The organism is Burkholderia sp. WSM2232 (assembly GCF_000472545.1).
Taxonomy (GTDB): Bacteria; Pseudomonadota; Gammaproteobacteria; order Burkholderiales; family Burkholderiaceae; genus Paraburkholderia.
Genome location: NZ_AWZV01000011.1, coordinates 135,640 through 155,299, shown reverse-complemented (window position 1 = coordinate 155,299; position 19,660 = coordinate 135,640). Strand labels below are relative to the sequence as shown.

The window sequence follows — 19,660 nt, the reverse complement described above, 5'->3', positions numbered from 1 at the left end:
GCAGTCAGGCAGTGCGTCTGGTTGTGGTTACGTTGCGTTGACGGGCGACGGGCAGCCGGTGGCGCAGCCGTCGCGTTCATTCTGATACCTTTCGGGCGCTCGCGCATGTGGCCATAAACCAGGCCCATGTGCGCGCCGGCCTTGGCGAAAGCTTATCGAAGGCCCGTGCCGGCGACAACGACATAATCCGCATATTCATATGGGGCCGGCGAGTCCGCCGCGCACCGCGCATTCACCCGGCTGCGGCTGCGGCGCGGCGCATCAGGTAGGCGATACCGTCAATCGCGCGCACGCCGTACCAGGAAACCATTTCACCGTCGATCAGCTCGATGCGCGTGCCGCCAAGACGCGGATCGCGCCTGAGCGCATCGCAGTGTGCCTGCGTGAAGCGGTACGGCTCGCTGGAAAGCAGAATGCGCTCGACGCCGGCAAGCCACGGCGCACGCCCGGTGCCGTCGAATTCGAACGACGGATAGCGGCCCGCGCCAGCGGCGCCGCCTTGCACGTCGGGCAGCGTGCGCCAGTTCACGAGGCGCAGCATCGCGGAAATGTAAGTGTCGCGCGCAACCGTCATCCACGGTTCGCGCCAGATCAGATACAGCACGTTTTGCGGGGCGAATGAGTGCGATGCGGCTTCGTCCAGGCGCGTTTGCAACGCGTCGGCGAGATGCCGCGCTTGTTGTTCGCGATCGAAAATCGCACCCAGCAGTGCGTACAGCGAAAGATTGTCTTGCGGCGTTTGCGGATGCGTCACGACGACATTCGGCACGAAGGTGCGCAGTTGCTCGACGGTGTCGCGTTCGTTTTCGTCGATATTGACGATCAGATGCGTGGGTTGCAGTGCGCGCACCGCCTCGATACGCACCGCTTTCGTGCCGCCCACTTTGGGTACGTTGCCGACCTTGTCGCGTGGATGCACGCAAAAGCCCGTACGCCCGACAATCTGCCGCTCGAGCCCGAGCGCAAACAGCAGTTCGGTGATGCTCGGCACCAGCGAGACGATACGGGCGCCGGCATCCGCTGGTTCGTGCGCGACGCCGCTTGCATCGACCGCACGGGCACACATGACTTACTCGACGACGGCGCGCGGCTTGCGCGGCGCACGTTCAAACACGCGGTCGTAAAGCCAGCGCGGGGCGACGTGCAGCAACATGGCCACGAGCCGCATCTGCCACGGAAACACCGCGAAAGCGACGCGGCGCTCGATAGCGTGCGCGGCTTTCACGGCGAACTGCTCCGCGTCCATCAGAAAGGGCATGGTGTAGGGATTGTGCGCGGTCATCGGCGTGCGGATATAGCCGGGCGCAATGGTGACCACGCCGACGCCGTGCGGGCGCATTTCGACGCGCAACGCTTCAAGATACTTGAGCGCCGCCGATTTCGACGCGCTGTACGCGCCCGAGCCCGGCAGGCCGCGCACACCCGCGACGCTCGCAATGCCGACGAGCGTGCCGCGTCGCGCGGCGGCCATCGCGGCCGCGAACGGCTCGAAGGTGGCGACCATGCCGAAGTAGTTGATGTCCATCACTTCGCGGAAGGTACGCAGGTCGCCTTCGCCAGTCACTGCGCCGCGGCTCACGCCGGCATTGGCGATCACGACGTCCGGCTGGCCATGCTGCGCGATGAACTGCGCGGCGGCTTCGGCGAGCGCCTCGGCGTCGCGCACGTCGACGCAATAGCAGGAGATGGAGTTTTGCGGATGAGACCGCTGGAAGGCGGCGAGCGCCTCGCCGCGGCGGGCAACCAGGCCAAGAATCGCGCCGCGCCGGGCATATTCGGCGGCAAGCGCGAGGCCGATTCCACTCGAAGCGCCGGTAATGAAAACTTTCAACGGTGAACTCATTCCGGCGCCTCGGGCTTTACATCTTCTTCGCGCGAACCTGCTGGACCAGGAAGTCGAGTACCTGAAGCGTGCCGGGGAGGCTGCCGGTCGCGGCCGGGCCGGTCTCATACTTGCCTTGCACGGCGATGGTCGGCACGCCGTCGATCTTGTAGTCGTCCAGCAGCTTCTTGTCTTTTTGTAGCGCGCTTTGCGTCGAGAACGAGTTGTACGCGTCCATGTACTTTTTCGGATCGACGCCGTTCTTCGCGAGGAATTTCGCCTGGTCTTCCGGCGTCAGCAGGTAGTTCTTGTTGACGTGAATTTCGTTGAACACCTTCGGCGTGAGTTGCGGGGCCACGCCGAGTGCGTCGAGCGCGTGATACATCTTCGAATGCGGAATGAAGTCGTCGCGGAAGGCGACCGGCACACGCTTGAAGACGACGTCCGCACCTTGCTTCTTCAGCCACGATTCCAGGTACGGCTCGAATTCGTTGCAATGCGGGCAGCCGTACCAGAAGAATTCGGTGACTTCAATCTTGCCGGCGGGCACGTCGACAGGTTGCGCGCTCGCGAGAGCGGTGTAGTCTTTGCCCGCAACCGGTGCGGCCGGCGATGCGTGCGCCGAGGCTGCGATGAGGCCCAGCGACAGGAACAGAGTGCTCAGCAGTTTTTTCATGTTGTGTTGGTCCAAGAGGCTAAACAGTGGCGCCACGCAAATGCCCGTCACCGTTTTCAGATTCGGCGTTCGACGGTTATACCTCCCGTCGTACTCAATCATGCTCAGCGTACGTGCGATTCCTGTGACAGACGCCGCGCCGATGATCCGGCGGCGGCGCATGGCGGCGGATCGCGCTAGTTATTGTTTCGTGAAGCGGATGACGGCGGTGTCCACGCCCGCGTCCGACAGACGCTGGCGGCTCGCATTCATGTCCTCGAACTTCGAGAACGGCCCGATACGTACGCGATAGTACGTGACACCGCCCGCATCGCGCTGCGTGACCTTCGACTCGAAGCCCTGGAACGCGAGACGCGCGCGTTGCTGTTCGGCATCCGCGGCGGTCTTGTAGGCGCCCACTTGCAGGAAGTAGCCGGTGTTCGCGTCGCCCGGTGCGGGAGCCGCACCCGAGCCCGGCTTGGCGTTTGCCACTGCCGCCGACGAGGTGCTCTTCGGCGCGGAACCCGCCGCGGTGGCGGCCGGCGCGCTTGCGCCTTGCGGCTTCTTCACCGCGGCCGTGCTGCTACTGCCGTTGTCTTGCGCAGGCTTCGGTGCGACCGCCGTGCCGTTGGCGTTGTTGTTGGCATTGCCGACCGTGGGCGGCACTTCAATGATTTGCGGCTGCTCCAGCATGCCCGACTGCGTTTGCGAGTTGGTCTGGCCCGGCGCGGTATTCGGCGGCGCGGGTTGCGCGGCCTGCGGCACCGGCTGACCCGGCGACCTGCCTTGCAGCGGACGGTTCGGATCGTATTGCGCCTGGCTCGCGCCTGAATCCGACGCCGCGGGCGGCGCGACCTTCGAGACGAACGGCGTAGGCGCACGGGTGATATACAGCGCCACCACTACCGCGATCGCAAGGCCGACGATAAGGCCCAGCACGATGCCGAGAAAAGTGCCCCCGGTTTGTTTCGATTGCTTTGTTGTGCGGCGTGGTTTTGCCATCGTATGAATCACCTGCAAAAAGAATCCTGGAAGGGCCGTCGATTATAACGACGGCCGCATGCATGCTGCGCCGGAGGACTTACATCTTGACGGGAGCGGAGACGCCGATGACCGCGAGGCCGTTGGCGAGCACCTGGCGCGTGGCCGCGAGCAGCGCGACGCGTGCATTGCGCTCGGCCGCATCGTCGACGAGCACGCGCTCGGCTTTGTCATTGTAGAACGAGTGGAATTCCCCGGCGAGGTCGCGCAGGTAGAACGCGACCGCGTGCGGTGCCAGTTCGTCGGCGGCGTGTTGCAGCATGTCCGGAAATTCCGCCAGCTTGTTCAGCAGCGCCATTGCGCGCTCGCTCGAGAGCGGCGCGAGGTCGACACTGGCGAGCGCGCTTTCGTCGGCCCCGTAGTCAGCTCCATACCGTGACTTGCATTCGGCGATGACCGAGCAGATGCGAGCGTGCGCATATTGCACGTAGTGCACCGGGTTCTCGTCGTTCTGCTTCAACGCAAGGTCAATATCGAACACGAACTCGGTGTCGGCCTTGCGCGAGATCAGGAAGAAGCGCACCGCGTCGCGGCCGCGGCGGATTGTCTCTTCGTCGATCAGGTCGACGGCGGCTTCCGAGCCCGGCGTCGCGCCGCCCGACCATTCGATCAGGTCGCGCACCGTCACGTAGCTGCCGGCGCGCTTGGAGATTTTCACCTCTTCGCCGTTGCGCATGACCGTAACCATCTTGTGCAGGATGTAGTCGGGGTAGCCCTTCGGAATGCCGATGCCGAGCCCTTGCAGGCCGGCGCGCACGCGCGCGATCGTGCCGTGGTGGTCGGAGCCCTGGATGTTGATGACCTTGGTGAAGCCGCGCTCCCACTTGGCGACGTGATACGCGACGTCCGGCACGAAGTACGTGTAAGTGCCGTCGCTCTTGCGCATCACGCGGTCTTTGTCGTCCCCGTCATCGGTCGTGCGCAGCCAGAGCGCGCCTTCCTGCTCGTAGGTCTTGCCGGCGGCGATGAGCGCCTCTACCGTCTTCTCGACGCGGCCTTCGGTATAAAGCGACGACTCCAGGTAGTACTGGTCGAACTTCACGCCGAACGCCTGCAGGTCCATGTCCTGTTCGCGGCGCAGATAGGCGACTGCGAAGCGGCGGATCGCCTCGAGATTCTCGACGTCGCGCGCGCCTGTGACGGGCTCGCCGTCGCTGGCGGAGACCGTGACGCCGTTCAGATAGTCTTTCGCGATGTCTGCAATGTACTCGCCGTTGTACGCCGAAGCCGGCCAGCCCGCGTCGCCCGGCGCGAGGCCGCGCGCGCGCGCCTGGGTGGACAGCGCGAGAGTGCCGATCTGCACGCCCGCGTCGTTGTAATAGAACTCGCGATGCACGTCCCAGCCTTGCGAGGCGAGCACGTTCGAGAGCGCGTCGCCGAGCGCGGCCTGGCGGCCGTGGCCCACATGCAGCGGTCCCGTGGGGTTGGCCGACACGAATTCGATCAGAACATGCTTGCCCGCGTCGCGTTGCGAGCGGCCATACGCGTCTTTCTCCGCGAGTACGGCTGCGACCACCGCCTGCTTGGCCGCCGCGGCCAGACGCAGATTGATGAAGCCGGGGCCCGCGACTTCCGCGGACTCGATCAGACCTTGCGCCTGCGGCCGCGCGAGCAGCGTATCGACGATCTGCTGCGCCAACTGGCGCGGGTTCGCGCGCAGCGGCTTGGCGAGTTGCATCGCCACATTGCAGGCGACGTCGCCATGCGCGGCGACCTTGGGGCGCTCCAGCGCGATGGTGGGCGACACGAATGCAGCTTCGATCGCGCCTTGCGTGGCGAGCGCGACCTGCTTCACCGTGTCGGCGAGCAGTGTTTCGAGAGTATGTTTATGTGCGGGCAGCATGCTTGTTGCGAGTCCAGTGAGGCAATCCGGTGATACGGAGGAAGCGCCGGCCGCCTGGTTGGCGGCCGATTCGGCAGAAGCGTGGAAAGCGGCGCTCGCCGGCTGGCGCGCTCCTTGACGACGCATGACGATGCATCGGCATGACGGGCGCGCTGACGGGCACGTTGTCTGCAACCCAACCAGCGTGCGCTTCGGCCGCCTGCAAACGCATGCCCGTCGGGGCATGCAGGCACGACCGGCCGGGCCGGCCGCGCCCGGTTGAGCCTGGGCGCGCGCGATGCAATGCGGCGTGCTTTTCCGTTCAGCCGGATTTTAGCAGGTGCTAATATGTTCAATGAGATGCCCGGCAACGGCCGTGGCCGCCGCGTTTGCCCGCGCGGCCGATGCAAGTGCATGGGAGCGCGCGCAGGCGGCCTTCTGCGCCGACCGCACGTGAAGCCAACATAACGAAAAAGGGAATAGTCATGCTGATTACTTTCAAGTGCCGCGCCTGCCCGGACGTGATGATGCTGGAAAACCTGGCGCAGTATCTGGTGGGCATTGTCGGCAAGCGCCTTGGTGAACGCGGCGTGATTACGCACGACGAACTCGCGGACGCCATCGCCAAACTCGAAGCGGCCATCACCGCCGACAAGCAGGAACGCGCCGAACACGACGGCCATTTCCACGAGGGCGAAGAGGGCCACGAACATCACGAGATTCCGCCGGGACTCGCGCAGCGGGCCTATCCGTTCCTCGATATGCTGCGCGCCGCGCAAAAAGAGAACGCGGATATCGTGTGGGGCCTGTAGTCGGGGCTCGGCAGCGAGGGGGGAGCGCGCAACGGTCGCGCTGGAAATGAATGAAGCGACGGGGGCGACGAAAGCGCTGAACATGCCCAACGTCTTCAACGCCTTCGATGCGCCCAACGCGCCCGCCCAACGCGCGGAGAGCACTGGCCGCGGCCTGGCGGCGAGCGGCGCATTGAGAATGCGCCACCAAAAAAGCCCGCTTGAAGCGGGCTCTTTTTTTACCAGCCGGAAAACGGCTTGCGCGCCTCGGCGCTTACTGGCTGGCGGCTTCCGGAGCGACTGCGGGAGCAGACGCACCCTTCTTCATTTTCTGCTTCTTGGGTTTCTTGACGTGTTTCGTGGTGGGCGGCGAGTACGAACTGACCGAACTCGAGCCGGCCGGAGCGGCGGTCTGTGCGAGCGTCGCCGAGGCGCCCAGGGCAAGCGAAACAGCAGTCAATACCAGCGTCAGCTTCTTCATATGATTTTCTCCGTTGACGGTTGCAAGTCGATGAGCCGACGCGTTGTGCTCGCGTCTGGCGGGTCAGGCGGTCTCAGTCTACAAAGCCGAAAATTACGTTGCCGCAAATATTCAGTCTTTCTCGCCCGATATAGTGCGTTCCCCGCCACACGGTTCATCGCGTACGCTGACGCCGGCTTGCATCGTGTGCTTACAGCAACGGCGCCAGTGCGCGCTCGGCGTCCGCCTTCGAGAGCGACATACGCTGCGCGTAGTCTTCCAACTGGTCCTGACCGATCTTGCCCACCGAGAAATACGTGCTGTCCGGATGCGCCAGATAGAAGCCGGAGACGCTTGCGGCCGGCAGCATGGCGAGCGACTCAGTCACGCTCATGCCGATCTCGCCCGCTTGCAGCACCTCGAACATGTCGCGCTTCACGAGGTGGTCCGGACACGCCGGATACCCCGGCGCGGGCCGAATGCCGCGATACTTCTCGGCGATGAGTTCGTCGTTGCTGAGACTCTCGGCGTTCGCATAGCCCCACAGGTCGCGCCGCACGCGCGCATGCAGCGCTTCGGCGAAGGCTTCGGCGAAGCGGTCTGCGAGCGCCTTCAGCATGATTGCGCTGTAGTCGTCGTGATCCTTTTCGAACTGCTTTTCCTTCACGTCGACGCCAAGGCCCGCGGTGACCGCGAACATGCCGATGTAGTCGGCCACTCCCGACTCCTTCGGCGCAATGAAGTCGGCGAGCGAGCGGTTCGGCCGCATTACGCCGTCCACCACCGGACGCACGCTTTGCTGACGCAGGTTGCGCCACGTCAGCGCCACTTCGCTGCGCGTTTCGTCGGTGTAGATTTCGATGTCGTCGTCGTTGACAGTGTTGGCCGGCAGCAGCGCGAGCACGCCGTTAGCCTGCAGCCAGCGGCCCTGAATCAGGCGGGCCAGCATCGATTTGCCGTCCGAGAACACACGCCGCGCCGATTCGCCGACGATCTCGTCGTTCAGAATGGCGGGATACGGGCCGGCCAGATCCCAGGTCTGGAAGAACGGCCCCCAGTCGATGTAGTTTGCGAGTTCGTTCAGGTCGAAGTTCTTGAACACGCGGCGGCCGATGAACTTCGGCTTGACCGGCTGATAGTTCTTCCAGTCGACCGGCGTTTTGTTCGCGCGGGCTTCGGCGAGCGTGACCATCGGCACCGCTTTCTTGTTGGCGTGCTGAGCCCGAATGCGGTCGTAGTCGGCCTTGAGTTCGTCCAGGTACTTCGTTGCGCCTTCGTCGGACAGCAGGCTGGAGGCGACCGACACCGAGCGCGACGCGTCCGGCACATACACCACCGGCCCTTCGTAATGCGGCGCGATCTTCACGGCCGTATGCACGCGCGAGGTGGTCGCGCCGCCGATCAGCAGCGGAATCTTCTTCACGCGGAAGTAGTCGTCGCGTTGCATTTCCGAGGCCACGTAGGCCATTTCTTCGAGGCTCGGCGTAATCAGCCCCGAGAGCCCGATGATGTCCGCGCCTTCCACTTTCGCCTTCGCAAGAATGTCGTTGCACGGGACCATCACGCCCATGTTGACCACTTCGAAGTTATTGCACTGAAGCACGACCGAAACGATGTTCTTGCCGATGTCGTGCACGTCACCCTTCACCGTCGCAATGACGATCTTGCCCTTCGCGCGCACGTCGCCGCCCGCCGCCGCGAGCTGCTTCTTTTCTTCTTCGATGAACGGAATCAGATGCGCGACCGCCTGCTTCATCACGCGCGCGGACTTCACGACTTGCGGCAGGAACATCTTGCCCTGGCCGAACAGGTCGCCGACGATGTTCATGCCGTCCATCAGCGGACCCTCGATCACGTTGATCGGGCGCCCGCCTTGCGCGGCGATTTTTGCGCGCACTTCCTCGGTATCTTCGACGATGAAGTTCGTAATGCCGTGCACGAGTGCATGCGACAGGCGTTTCTCGACCGGCTGGTTGCGCCACTCGAGGTTCTCTTCCTTCTTCGCCGCGCCGGTTTTGAATTTATCGGCCATTTCCAGCAGACGGTCCGTGCCGTCCGGGCGGCGGTTCAGCACGACGTCTTCGACCAGTTCGCGCAATTCCGGGTCGAGATCCGCATATACGCCGAGCTGGCCCGCGTTGACGATGCCCATGTCCATGCCGGCCTGAATGGCGTGATACAGGAACACGGTGTGAATCGCCTCGCGCACCGGGTCGTTGCCGCGGAACGAGAACGACACGTTCGACACACCGCCGCTCACCTTTGCATACGGCAGATTCTGTTTGATCCAGCGCGTCGCGTTGATGAAGTCAACCGCGTAGTTGTTGTGTTCCTCGATGCCGGTGGCGATCGCAAAGATGTTGGGATCGAAAATGATGTCTTCTGGCGGAAAGCCGACTTCATTCACGAGAAAGTCGTACGAGCGTTTGCAGATCTGCGTCTTGCGCTCGAACGTGTCCGCCTGGCCTTGCTCGTCGAAGGCCATTACCACGGCAGCCGCGCCGTAGCGGCGAATCATTTTGGCGTGGTGGCGGAATGCTTCTTCGCCTTCCTTCAGCGAGATGGAGTTGACGATTGCCTTGCCCTGCACGCATTTCAGGCCCGCTTCGATCACTTCCCACTTCGACGAGTCGATCATGATCGGCACGCGCGCAATGTCGGGCTCCGACGCGATCAGGTTCAGAAAGCGCACCATGGCCGCCTTCGAGTCGAGCATCGCTTCGTCCATGTTCACGTCGATTACCTGCGCGCCGTTTTCGACCTGCTGACGCGCAACCGCGATAGCCTCGTCGAACTGGTCGTTCAGGATCATTCGCGCGAACGCTTTCGAGCCGGTCACGTTGGTGCGTTCGCCAACGTTGATGAAGAGCGTCCCGGACGTGACGTTAAACGGCTCGAGGCCGGCAAGGCGCATGGTGTGATCGGTCATGGCGTATGTGCGAGTCGATGGCGTGCGTTAGATGCGGCCGGGTTGCTGCGGATGTGCGCGAACCGGCGTCTCGTGTCGACGGCGCGTTAAGCGGCGTCGCGATACTGGGTCGGCCACTTGCGCGGCTTCACTTCGGCAAGCGCTTTGGCTATCGCCGCAATGTGCTCAGGCGTCGTGCCGCAGCAGCCGCCGGCAATGTTCACGAGACCTGCCTCGGCAAATTCCTTCAGCAGACCGGAGGTGTCGGCCGGCAGTTCGTCGAAGCCGGTGTCGCTCATCGGGTTCGGCAAGCCTGCGTTCGGATAGCACGACACATAAGTGTCGCAGAGCTTGGCCAGCTCGGCGATGTACGGGCGCATCAGCGCCGCACCGAGCGCGCAGTTCAAACCGAACGTAAGCGGCTTCGCGTGACGCAGCGAGTTCCAGAAAGCCTCGACGGTTTGCCCCGACAGAATGCGCCCGGAGGCGTCGGTGACGGTGCCCGAGATCATGATCGGCAGGCGCTCGCCGGTGTTTTCGAACAGTTCGTCGAGTGCGAACAGCGCGGCTTTTGCATTGAGCGTGTCGAAAATGGTTTCGACGAGGAACAGGTCGGCGCCGCCGTCGAGCAGCGCCTTCGCCTGCTCGTAGTAAGCGGCATGCAATTCGTCGAACGTCACATTGCGCGCGCCGGGGTCGTTCACGTCAGGCGAAATGCTCGCGGTTTTCGGCGTCGGTCCGATCGCGCCGGCGACGAAGCGCGGCTTGTCCGGTGTCGAGAACTTGTCGCACGCGGCGCGCGCGAGTTTCGCCGACTCGAGGTTCATTTCCACGGCCAGCGCTTCCATGCCGTAGTCCGCCTGCGCGACCGTGGTCGCGCCGAACGTATTCGTTTCGATAATGTCCGCGCCCGCGGCGAGATACTGCTCGTGAATCTCGCTGATGATCTGCGGCTGCGTGATGGACAGCAGTTCGTTATTGCCCTTGATGTCGCGCCCGTAGTCCTTGAAACGCTCGCCGCGATAGCGCGCTTCGTCGAGCTTGTAGCGCTGGATCATCGTGCCCATTGCGCCGTCCAGAATCAGGATGCGCGACTTGAGGAGCGCGGGCAGCGCCGCGCCGCGCGTGTACTCGGGTTGGGGACGGATTGACTTGACGGTTTGGGCAGGCTGGTTCATGGCGGACGAGGGCTTGGGCCGGCTTTTTCGGGAACCTGTCATTGTAGCCGCAGCCGGCTTATTGCGCCGGACGCGGCGGCGGGAGGCAAAAAGCGCGCAAATCGTATGCGGATCGTACAGGCCGGTATGCGCTGCGAAAGGCTAACCGCAGCCTGTAAAAGAAAACGGTCCAGCGCGCGGGGCCCGCTGAACCGTTTCCACTCAGGTCGACCGCCTGATCAAGACCGCCGGCAAAGCCGGACGGCGCGGTCGGTAGATGTCGCCAAAAACGTTGAAAAGCTCCAAACGTCGAAAAACGACGCGCGAGGCGTTCAGTGAAGAATGACCGGTTGATGCATGAGACTGTCGAACTGGCCGAGGAATTCGTCCACTTCGTCGAGCGACGGTTCTTCTTCGATCAGTTTCTGCACATTCTCGCGAAAGCGTGCCGCCATTGCACCGTCGATGTAAATTTCGCGCTGCATGTTCTTGTCGACGATCTCGTAGCCACCCGACTTCATGGCCAGCGGACCTTCCTGCGGCGGAAACTCGACGACACAATAGTTGGGGCTGTTGTAGATCATTTGCATGGCGACACTCCTTATTTCCGTTGGCTCCTGGCCGTTCCTGCGCCTTACTTGGAGCTTATGGTTTGGAATTCAAGGGGTGGGTCCGGGGTGACGCTTGTAAAAGTTCCGAACCTACCGGTTAGACCGGCCTTTCAAGAAACGTTTCAAGCAGTGCGGCAAACCGTTGGGACTGCTCGACAGGCGCAAGATGAGCTGCGTCGAGCAATTCGAACTGCGCGCCTCGAATGGCATCTGCTATTGCCTGACTAGCAGCAGGCGGCGTGCCCGTATCATGGCGCCCCGCCACCACCAGAGTTGCGCAGCGAATGTCTGCCAGCTTACTGCGTACGTCGAAATCGCGCAGCGCTTCGCACGCCTTGGCGTAGCCTTCGGGCAACGTTCGGCTGAGCGCCTCGCGTATCGGCTCGACGGCCTCGGGGTGCGCGGCGCGGAAATCGGGCGTCAGCCAGCGCTCGAGCGTGGCGGGAACGAGCGGCTCCATGCCGTCCCGGCGCGCCGCCGCGGCGCGTTGGTCCCACGTCGCGCGGGCCTCCGGCAAGCTGGCCGCGGTGCTGTCCGCAATGGTGAGCGTGTTCACGCGCGAAGGGTGATCCAGCGCGAACTGCTGCGCGATCATGCCGCCCATCGACATGCCCACGAGGTGCGTGGCCGGCGCGCCCAGTGCATCGAGCAAGGCGGCAAGGTCGCCGGCCAGATCGGCAATCGTGAACGGCGCCGGCGACGCGGCTGTCGCGCCGTGGCCGCGCACGTCGTAGCGCAGCACCGTGTAGTCGTCGCGGAAATAGCCGGCGAGCTGGTCCCACACCGCCAGGTCGCCGCCCAACTGGTGAATGAACGTGAGCCACGGGCCGCCGCCTTCGTTGCTCAGCACGTAGCGCGTTTCGATACCGTTGATGTTCACTTGCATGCAAGCTCCTTCAAGGGGAACGCAGGGAGGAATCCGTCCGCACACGTCGCCGCCTGCCATTCATGCGCAGGGCGGCTCGCGCAACGGTTGCATCAGATGATGCAGAGTCGGCACAGGGAAGGAAGTTTCGAAGAATATGCGAGGCACCATTCGGGTGCAAAGCTTGCGTTTTCTGGCTTCGCTTTGCCGGTCTCGCCCGGCGTTACGGCTTGATGTTGCCAGAGGTGTCGCCCGGAGTATCGGCAGGACTGACCTCTTCGCCCGGCGCGGTACTGGAAGAAGCAGTTGCGGAGCCATTTGGCGAAGCCGCTGGCGCATCGGCGCTTGCACCGTTTTCGGTATTCAGCTTGCCGCGCCACACGAGCTCGAACTCCGTGCCGTTCGGCTCCGTCTGCACAAGGCGCGCGGGCAGCCAGCCGAGCGAAGGCGCGAGCCATACGTCGATGCGGCGCCGGTCGCCCTCGCGGCGCGGCAGGCGTTTGAAATGGCGCGTCTGGACGTAGCCCTGCGCGGTGCGGATGGTTTCGTCGCCAATGGTCTCGACGGGCCAGTTTTCGCCGCTGTCGCTATCCACGACAAAGAACTGCCGGGTGACGCCAGGCTTGTACGCGTCGGGATCGCCGCGCACGAGGCTTGCCAGTTGCATCACCATGCTGAAGCGGTCCTGCGCGCCGTCGGGCAACTGCAGCGTGTTGGGCGTGCGCGTAAAGGCGATCTTGCGGTCGGTGCGGTTGAAGATGGACACGTCTTCGGCGCGATGGCCGCGTTTTTCCACGTATTGCTCTGGCGCGAGGCCGAATGCGTCAATACGGCCGTGGCTCGAATAGACGAAGGTGCCCACGAAAGGTAAGGGCACCGAAACCACCATTTCGTAGCTCTCGGCGCTGCTGGTCCAGTGAATCGTGCCGGGCTGGTTGCGTACTCCGTTGTAAAAGGTGTCGTACTGGAGGTCGCCGGACGGTGGGACGGAGAATTTGACGCCCGAGGCGGCTTGCGGCGCGTTGGCGGTTGCGTTGCCAGTTGCGCTGCCCGTGGCATTGGCCGATGCGCCGCTTGCGGCACCGGCGGGCACTGCGTTTGCGGCGGGCACGCTTGCCGTGGCCTCCGATGCCGGATTCGACGCTGGCACCGCCGCCTGCTCTGCGGGTTGCAATGCGCTCAGCACATGTTCGTGCGATTTGCTGGCGACGGCCTTGCGCGCGCGCTGCGGCGCGGGCGCCGCGGCCGCAGCCGCCGGATTGCGCTCGATGCGCTCCGGCTTGAGCAGGGCGACCTGCACGGGCACATGTTCGTCATCCGAAGGATTCAGTGTTGCGCGGTGACGCTCGACCCATTGCGCGGCGAGCCAGTGAAGGCCGCCCACCACGAGCAGCACGGCGAGCCATCGCCACGCGCGCCGGGCGAGGCGCGGCTCGTCGGGCGGCGTGAGACTGGCGGCGTGTGCGGTGGAAGGTAAGGCCATCGGCTAAAGAGTGTAGGCGAGGTGGGAAGCTGGCGTGCGCGTCTAACGCGGCGTGGGACTATAGCCGAGTTCGTACGAGAGCTTGAGCGCGCACTCGCGCAGCGCGGTGTCGATTTCGCCGCCCCAGCTAATGTCGAACACGCCTTCGTGACCGAGCGCGACGAGACCGAGTGCCAGCTCGCCGGTCGAGTCGAACACCGGCATGGAGAACGCGTGAATAGTGGGCAGCAACATGCCTTCCACGCGCGCCGCTTCGTGCTCACGCACTTGCGCGAGCACGCGCTCGACTTCCTCGCGCGTGCGCGGCACAACGCCATGCGACGAGCGCCGCGTGTCAGTTAGCTCGCGCTCGATCATTGCAGCGGTTTTGCCGGCCGGCAGGTACGCCGCGAACAGCAGGCCGGTGGCGGAACTGAGCAGAGGCATCACGTCGCCGAGCTTGAGCGACGCCTTGGCCGGATGGCTCGACTCCATCCAGTGCACCATGGTCGGCCCCTGGTTGCCCCATACGGCGATGCCGACCGTCAGGTCCAGACGGTCGCGCAATTCCGCAAGCGCGATGCGCGCGAGCTTCACGCCGTCAACGCGGGCAAGCCGCGCAAGTCCCAATTGCAGTGCGAAGCCGCCGAGCTCATAGCGCCCCGACAGCGCGTCTTGCGCGACGATGCCGAGTCGCAGAAAGCTCACCAGATAACGGTGCGCTTTCGCCGGGCTCATGCCCGCGCGCTGCGCGAGGTCGCGCAGCATCATGGCGCGCGGCTCGTGGGTCAGCACATCGAGCAGTCTGAAGCCGACTTCGATCGACTGAATGCCCGAGCGCAGTTTTTCCTCGCCCGAATCGGCGGAATCGGCGGAATCGTCGTCGGCTTCGGCTGTGTCGAGCGGTCCGGCTGCTTTCGTGTCAGCAAGAGCATCGGCTTTGGCGTCGTTACGGCTTGCACCGGAGCGGGCAGTGTGCGGCATGAGCAAAAAGCGCGGGAAGCGCGTTCAGAGTCAACGTGAAAGAACCGTCCGCACGCGGGCTGCAATTGAGCCGCAAGCTGCGATCGGCAGGTTGGGGTTGGGCGGCGCGGATTCACCATCGTAGAATAGATTCCCTCTATCGTCACTAACACGGTTCATTCCTCCATGAAACTTGCCACGCTGAAGGACGGCACGCGCGACGGTCAACTGATCGTCGTGTCCCGCGACCTGCATACCGCTGCCGTTGCCGACGCCATCGCGCCCACGTTGCAGCGCGTGCTCGACGACTGGGCCTTCTACGCGCCGCAACTGCACGACCTATACGACGCGCTCAACCAGGGCCGCGCGCGCAACACCTTCTCATTCGACGCGAGCGACTGCATGGCGCCGCTGCCGCGTGCATTCCAGTGGGCCGACGGATCGTCGTATGTGAATCATGTCGAACTCGTGCGGCGCGCGCGCGGCGCGGAAATGCCGCCCGAGTTCTGGACCGATCCGCTGATGTACCAGGGCGGCAGCGACGATTTCATCGGTCCAAAAGACGACGTGGTGTGCGCATCCGAAGCGTTCGGCATCGACTTCGAGGCAGAAGTTGCAGTCATCACCGGCGACGTGCCGATGGGCGCGACACCCGACCAGGCGCTCAGAAGCGTGCGGCTGATCACGCTCGTCAACGATGTTTCGCTGCGCAACCTGATTCCCGCCGAACTGGCGAAGGGCTTCGGCTTCTTCCAGAGCAAGCCGGCCACCTCGTTCGCGCCCGTCGCCGTGACGCCCGACGAACTGGGCGAACATTGGCGCGAAGGCCGTGTGCACCGGCCGATGATCGTCCATTGGAACGGCAGGAAGGTGGGGCAGCCGGACGCCGGCACCGACATGGTGTTTCACTTCGGCCAACTGATCGCGCATGCGGCGAAAACGCGCAATCTGCGCGCGGGCGCGATTGTCGGCTCGGGCACCGTATCGAACAAGGACGCCAAGCGCGGCTACTGCTGTATCGCCGAAAAGCGCTGTCTCGAGACTATCGAGCACGGCGCGCCGCAGACCGAGTTCATGAAGTACGGCGACACGGTGAAGATCGAAATGTTCGACGAAGCGGGCAAGTCGATTTTCGGTGCCATCGAGCAGAGCATCGCACCGCTCGACTGACGCGCCAGCTTTGCCGAAAGGGTTTCGCCCGATGCCGCTGTGAGCGCGCGCCGCTACACTGACTGGCGCGGCAGCGACGGCCGATCAGAACGAAAAACTCATGTGAGGAGACACCATGCGGCGAGCTGAATCTGTTGGATCGGAAGGGGTGAGCAGGGCGGATGCGCGGGCATGGCGCGAAAGGTTGCCGCAGCGCAGGCCGCAGTTCGGGCCGCAGGTGAAGTCGCAGTTCACGCCGCAGCCCACGCGGCAAGTCACCCGGCTTGCGCAGGCGGCGCGGCGTGTCGCCACGGTGTGCGCGACGCTTGCAAGTTTGTCGCCGGCCATTGCGCTCGCTCAGGTGAAGATCGGGCTCGTGCTTTCGTTGACGGGGCCTGCCGCCTCGCTCGGCATTCCCGCGCGTGATACCGCCACCATGCTGCCCAAGCAGATCGGCGGCCAGAGCGTCGAATACATCGTGCTCGACGATGCGTCCGACACGACCCAGGCCGTGCAGGACACCAAGAAGCTGATCTCCGAAAATCACGTCGACGCGATCATCGGTTCGTCCATTACGCCGAATTCGCTGGCAATGATCGACGTAGTCGCAGACGGCACCACGCCGATGATCTCGCTCGCGTCGTCGGCGAAGATCATCGAGCCCGTGGACGCCAGGCGCCGTTGGGTGTTCAAGACTCCGCAAACCGACGCAATGATGGCTTCGGCGATTGCCGAGCATGCGAGCACGCGCGGCGTGAAGACCGTCGCGTTCATCGGCCAGGCAGACGCGCTCGGCGAAACTTTTTATGCCGAAGTGGCGAAGTTCGCGCAACTGCATCACATGCAGATGGTGGCGAGCGAGCGCTTCAATCGTACGGACCCGAGCGTGACCGGTCAGGTGCTGAAAATCCTCGCGACGCATCCGGACGCCGTGGTGGTCGGCGCGGCCGGCACGCCCGCGGCACTGCCGCCGAAGACGCTCCGGGAACGCGGCTACAAAGGGCTGATCTATCACAACCACGGCGTCGGCAATAACGACTTCCTGCGCGTATGCGGCGCGGACTGCAACGGCACCTTCCTGCCCGCGAGCCCGGTGCTGGTCGCCGCGCAATTGCCGGCGGAACATCCGGCCAAGCGCCTTGCGCTGGACTACATCGCGCGCTTCGAGGCGCTGCGCGGACCGGGAACGGTGTCGGCGTTCGGCTCGTACACGTGGGACGCGGGCATGCTGCTCGATCATGCCGTGCCTGTTGCGCTGAAGGCCGCGTCGCCGGGCACGCCGGAATTCCGCCGCGCGTTGCGCGACGCGCTCGAAGCCACGCGCGGTCTCGCGGACACCAACGGCGTCGTGAACATGAGCGCCGCGGATCACCTCGGCCTCGACCAGCGCGCGCGCGTGATGGTCGAAATCAGAAACGGCAAATGGGTTTATCAGCCGCGTTGAACGAGGCCGGAGCTCGGCGACCCACCGCCCGGCCACGCGCGCACTTACGTATGTATCCGTGGACACATCACCATGTCTCAGCAACCTCACAGTAACGACGCTTTTTACGCACATTACCGCTCGCTTCAGTTGCATCGTCGGCCGCACGGCGTGCTCGAAGTGGTGATGAGCGGCGAAGGGGCGAACAAAAGCGCCCTCGCCACCGCGGATGCGCGCATGCACTATGAACTCGCGGAAATCTGGCGCGACATCGACCGCGACCCCGAGACGCGCGTCGCGATCATTCGCGGCGAGGGCAAGGGCTTTTCTGCCGGCGGCGATCTGCAACTGGTCGAAGACATGGCGACCGATTTCGACGTGCGCGCACGCGTATGGCGCGAGGCTCGCGATCTGGTCTACAACGTGATCAACTGCAGCAAGCCGATCGTTTCGGCGATGCACGGTCCCGCTGTCGGCGCCGGGCTCGTCGCGGGGCTGCTCGCGGACATTTCGATCGCCTCGAAGACGGCGCGCATCATCGACGGTCATACGCGGCTCGGCGTCGCGGCGGGCGACCATGCGGCAATCGTCTGGCCGCTACTGTGCGGCATGGCCAAAGCCAAGTACTACCTCATGCTGTGCGAACCGGTGAGCGGTGCAGAGGCTGAGCGTATCGGGCTGGTGTCTCTTGCCGTCGATGAAAGCGATCTGCTGCCCAAGGCATTCGAGGTCGCGCAGAAGCTGGCGCACGGCTCACAAACGGCGATCCGCTGGACGAAGTACGCGCTGAACAACTGGCTGCGCTCCGCCGGCCCGACTTTCGATACGTCACTGGCGCTGGAATTCATGGGCTTTGCCGGACCGGACGTGCGCGAAGGCGTGACTTCCTTGCGCGAGCGGCGCGCGCCGGATTTCGGCGGCGCCGATCCGTGGCGCGCCCGGTGACGGCAGCGGCGCGATCGTCACGCGTCGCGCGGTATGATCGGTTGCGTATGCGCGGCTCTCACTACCTTTGCACTTTTTTCCCGTGCTTTTCCGTTAATGCAGCGAGGCGACAAGCATGACCGACACATCTGGTTCACCCCCGCCGTTTCCCGGTTTCCCCGGTTTTCCGCCTGCTGAAATGTTCGACCGCATGTTGGGCATGATGCGCCTGTCGCCGTTCGGCTCCGCGTTTGGCGGCGCGCAGCCCGGCGCGGGCCTCGCACCGTCGTTGTCGATGATGTCCGACATGATGGCGCCGCTCACCAACGTGGAAGAACTCGACAAGCGCATTACCGACATGCGCGCCGTCGAGCAATGGCTCAAGCTGAACCTGAGCATGCTGCAATCCGCGATTCAGGCGCTCGAGGTGCAGCGCGCGACGCTCGCGACGCTGCGCGCGTTCGGCGCGTTCGCGCAGCAGTCGATGACGCAGCCGAGCACAGCGGGTCAAGCGCCGTCGCCGGCCCCGGCCCCGGCGCCAAGCCCGTCGCCCGCGAGCCGTTGGCCGCATTCCGAGGCGAGCGCGTCGGCTGCCGGTTCTGGTTCGACTTCGGCGGAAAGCGCGGGCGCCGCGGAACCCGAGAGCGGCGAAGAAGCCGCAAGCGCCGCGCCATCATTCGACGCAACGGCATGGTGGAACTTGCTGCAATCGCAGTTCAACCAGATCGCCCAATTTGCCATGACGCAGCCGATGGCCGGCGCTGCCGACGCCGCGACGGGCGGCGCGCAGGCGGATGCGGCCGGCGACTCCGCGGACGACGCGGCTGACCTGGCCAGCGAGGCGGTAGGCGGGGCGACAGACGTGCCGCGCCCATCGCCAGCGGACGCGGCGGCCGCTGCCGCGGCGTCGCGTGAACCAGCTGAGTCCGCCGCGAAGCGACCCGCGGCAAAGCGCGCGCCGGCTGCCGCGAAGCGCACGGCTGCGGGCACCGGCAGCAATGCGTCGAAACCGCCGAAGAAGTCTTTGTAAGAAGGCGCGCGCAGTGGCGGCGCGGGTCGACGGCCCGCGGCAAACAACAAGAGAAATCGCCGACTGTCACGGTTTTGACCCCGGTCGCGCGTCAGACTCGCGGGATTGCGTATTTCGTTGCGACAGGTCAATCAGGCACCGTAATTGCGTCTGTCTCCACGCGGGTTTGGAGAAGTCAGCGTGCTATCATTGCAAGGACTTTGTTTGGCTTTTGGGCGCGCGCTGAAAACAACCAATCCAGCCGCCCTTGCTCCATTCGCCGCCGGCACGACCGGCGCAGGGCTGGACGGTGCGGTTTTCATCGCAAACTGGCTCGACCTCAGGCATAGGGTATTCCTCACCCACGGTTTGGCCACGCGGGGCGTCATTCGAGCGTGGAATTCCATGTTGGCCGCTCTTTGCTCAAGCTGCCGGACTTCTTCGCTGCCCGCCCATCCAGGCGGTCGGTTACCGCGTAAAATTGAAGGCTTGGCCGGCGAACGGCGCGGTACCTGGGCACGAGGCCCGGTACGTTCAGTTTGTCGTCAGCAAGAGTGCTACACGTTGTAGTGAGACACACAGTATGTGCAGAACAGGG

At 64.3% G+C, this 19,660-nt stretch carries 16 protein-coding genes and 1 pseudogene; 5 read left to right on the top strand and 12 right to left on the bottom strand.

Annotation, left to right across the window (positions count from 1 at the left end; translation table 11 throughout):
- Positions 1-232 precede the first annotated feature (232 nt).
- The 5 genes from F757_RS0111980 to argS form a co-directional block, all read right to left on the bottom strand.
- A complete protein-coding gene (locus tag F757_RS0111980) occupies positions 233-1,066 on the bottom strand; it encodes a helical backbone metal receptor (RefSeq protein ID WP_027211595.1) in 834 nt (277 codons plus the stop codon).
- Between the two features lie 3 nt (positions 1,067-1,069).
- Entirely contained in the window at positions 1,070-1,843 is a 774-nt protein-coding gene (locus F757_RS0111975) for an SDR family oxidoreductase (RefSeq protein ID WP_027211594.1), read from the bottom strand.
- A gap of 16 nt (positions 1,844-1,859) precedes the next feature.
- Positions 1,860-2,498: a thiol:disulfide interchange protein DsbA/DsbL gene (locus F757_RS0111970; RefSeq protein ID WP_027211593.1), complete on the bottom strand. Its 639-nt coding sequence runs from the start codon at positions 2,496-2,498 to the stop codon at positions 1,860-1,862.
- A gap of 180 nt (positions 2,499-2,678) precedes the next feature.
- Positions 2,679-3,497 (bottom strand): SPOR domain-containing protein, encoded by an 819-nt coding sequence (locus F757_RS0111965; RefSeq protein WP_027211592.1) that lies wholly within the window; start codon positions 3,495-3,497, stop codon positions 2,679-2,681.
- Positions 3,498-3,558: 61 nt separating this feature from the next.
- Positions 3,559-5,361: an arginine--tRNA ligase gene (gene argS / locus F757_RS0111960; protein WP_027211591.1), complete on the bottom strand. Its 1,803-nt coding sequence runs from the start codon at positions 5,359-5,361 to the stop codon at positions 3,559-3,561.
- A 464-nt stretch (positions 5,362-5,825) separates the two neighbouring features.
- On the opposite strand from argS, the gene F757_RS0111950 reads away from it, so the two are divergent.
- Complete coding sequence (locus F757_RS0111950; protein ID WP_035466698.1) at positions 5,826-6,152, top strand: DUF1840 domain-containing protein; 327 nt, start codon at positions 5,826-5,828, stop codon at positions 6,150-6,152.
- Between the two features lie 253 nt (positions 6,153-6,405).
- Here the strand turns inward: F757_RS0111950 and F757_RS0111945 are convergent, their stop codons facing one another.
- From F757_RS0111945 to F757_RS0111915, 7 genes and pseudogenes are all read right to left on the bottom strand, one after another.
- Positions 6,406-6,612 (bottom strand): hypothetical protein, encoded by a 207-nt coding sequence (locus F757_RS0111945; RefSeq protein WP_013337856.1) that lies wholly within the window; start codon positions 6,610-6,612, stop codon positions 6,406-6,408.
- Positions 6,613-6,802: 190 nt separating this feature from the next.
- Positions 6,803-9,523, bottom strand: a pseudogene (gene metH, locus F757_RS0111940) (methionine synthase); the annotation flags it as partial.
- A gap of 83 nt (positions 9,524-9,606) precedes the next feature.
- The gene (locus F757_RS0111935; protein WP_027211588.1) at positions 9,607-10,677 is read right to left on the bottom strand and encodes a homocysteine S-methyltransferase family protein; all 1,071 of its coding nucleotides are present in this window, start codon (positions 10,675-10,677) and stop codon (positions 9,607-9,609) included.
- Positions 10,678-10,988: 311 nt separating this feature from the next.
- Entirely contained in the window at positions 10,989-11,246 is a 258-nt protein-coding gene (locus tag F757_RS0111930) for a BTH_I0359 family protein (RefSeq protein ID WP_013337859.1), read from the bottom strand.
- A 118-nt stretch (positions 11,247-11,364) separates the two neighbouring features.
- Entirely contained in the window at positions 11,365-12,153 is a 789-nt protein-coding gene (locus F757_RS0111925) for an alpha/beta fold hydrolase (protein ID WP_027211587.1), read from the bottom strand.
- A gap of 202 nt (positions 12,154-12,355) precedes the next feature.
- Entirely contained in the window at positions 12,356-13,615 is a 1,260-nt protein-coding gene (locus F757_RS0111920; RefSeq protein ID WP_027211586.1) for a DUF3108 domain-containing protein, read from the bottom strand.
- A gap of 42 nt (positions 13,616-13,657) precedes the next feature.
- Entirely contained in the window at positions 13,658-14,578 is a 921-nt protein-coding gene (locus F757_RS0111915) for an IclR family transcriptional regulator (protein WP_027211585.1), read from the bottom strand.
- A 165-nt stretch (positions 14,579-14,743) separates the two neighbouring features.
- Here F757_RS0111915 and F757_RS0111910 point away from each other — a divergent pair, with 165 nt between their 5' ends.
- From F757_RS0111910 to F757_RS0111895, 4 genes are all read left to right on the top strand, one after another.
- Positions 14,744-15,727: a fumarylacetoacetate hydrolase family protein gene (locus F757_RS0111910; protein ID WP_027211584.1), complete on the top strand. Its 984-nt coding sequence runs from the start codon at positions 14,744-14,746 to the stop codon at positions 15,725-15,727.
- 115 nt (positions 15,728-15,842) lie between these two features.
- Complete coding sequence (locus F757_RS0111905) at positions 15,843-17,150, top strand: ABC transporter substrate-binding protein (RefSeq protein ID WP_027211583.1); 1,308 nt, start codon at positions 15,843-15,845, stop codon at positions 17,148-17,150.
- A 72-nt stretch (positions 17,151-17,222) separates the two neighbouring features.
- A complete protein-coding gene (locus F757_RS0111900) occupies positions 17,223-18,074 on the top strand; it encodes an enoyl-CoA hydratase/isomerase family protein (protein WP_027211582.1) in 852 nt (283 codons plus the stop codon).
- A 115-nt stretch (positions 18,075-18,189) separates the two neighbouring features.
- A complete protein-coding gene (locus F757_RS0111895; protein ID WP_027211581.1) occupies positions 18,190-19,083 on the top strand; it encodes a PhaM family polyhydroxyalkanoate granule multifunctional regulatory protein in 894 nt (297 codons plus the stop codon).
- Positions 19,084-19,660: the final 577 nt, after the last annotated feature.

Excerpts from the sequence above, each read along its gene's own strand:
- F757_RS0111975 (WP_027211594.1), bottom strand. The coding sequence starts at position 1,843 with ATGAGTTCACCGTTGAAAGTTTTCATTACCGGCGCTTCGAGTGGAATC.
- F757_RS0111930 (WP_013337859.1), bottom strand. The coding sequence starts at position 11,246 with ATGCAAATGATCTACAACAGCCCCAACTATTGTGTCGTCGAGTTTCCG.
- F757_RS0111900 (WP_027211582.1), top strand. The coding sequence starts at position 17,223 with ATGTCTCAGCAACCTCACAGTAACGACGCTTTTTACGCACATTACCGC.
- F757_RS0111925 (WP_027211587.1), bottom strand. The coding sequence starts at position 12,153 with ATGCAAGTGAACATCAACGGTATCGAAACGCGCTACGTGCTGAGCAAC.
- F757_RS0111935 (WP_027211588.1), bottom strand. The coding sequence starts at position 10,677 with ATGAACCAGCCTGCCCAAACCGTCAAGTCAATCCGTCCCCAACCCGAG.
- F757_RS0111895 (WP_027211581.1), top strand. The coding sequence starts at position 18,190 with ATGACCGACACATCTGGTTCACCCCCGCCGTTTCCCGGTTTCCCCGGT.
- F757_RS0111980 (WP_027211595.1), bottom strand. The coding sequence starts at position 1,066 with ATGTGTGCCCGTGCGGTCGATGCAAGCGGCGTCGCGCACGAACCAGCG.
- F757_RS0111950 (WP_035466698.1), top strand. The coding sequence starts at position 5,826 with ATGCTGATTACTTTCAAGTGCCGCGCCTGCCCGGACGTGATGATGCTG.
- F757_RS0111915 (WP_027211585.1), bottom strand. The coding sequence starts at position 14,578 with ATGCCGCACACTGCCCGCTCCGGTGCAAGCCGTAACGACGCCAAAGCC.
- F757_RS0111920 (WP_027211586.1), bottom strand. The coding sequence starts at position 13,615 with ATGGCCTTACCTTCCACCGCACACGCCGCCAGTCTCACGCCGCCCGAC.
- F757_RS0111970 (WP_027211593.1), bottom strand. The coding sequence starts at position 2,498 with ATGAAAAAACTGCTGAGCACTCTGTTCCTGTCGCTGGGCCTCATCGCA.
- F757_RS0111910 (WP_027211584.1), top strand. The coding sequence starts at position 14,744 with ATGAAACTTGCCACGCTGAAGGACGGCACGCGCGACGGTCAACTGATC.
- F757_RS0111945 (WP_013337856.1), bottom strand. The coding sequence starts at position 6,612 with ATGAAGAAGCTGACGCTGGTATTGACTGCTGTTTCGCTTGCCCTGGGC.
- argS (WP_027211591.1), bottom strand. The coding sequence starts at position 5,361 with ATGCTGCCCGCACATAAACATACTCTCGAAACACTGCTCGCCGACACG.
- F757_RS0111905 (WP_027211583.1), top strand. The coding sequence starts at position 15,843 with ATGCGGCGAGCTGAATCTGTTGGATCGGAAGGGGTGAGCAGGGCGGAT.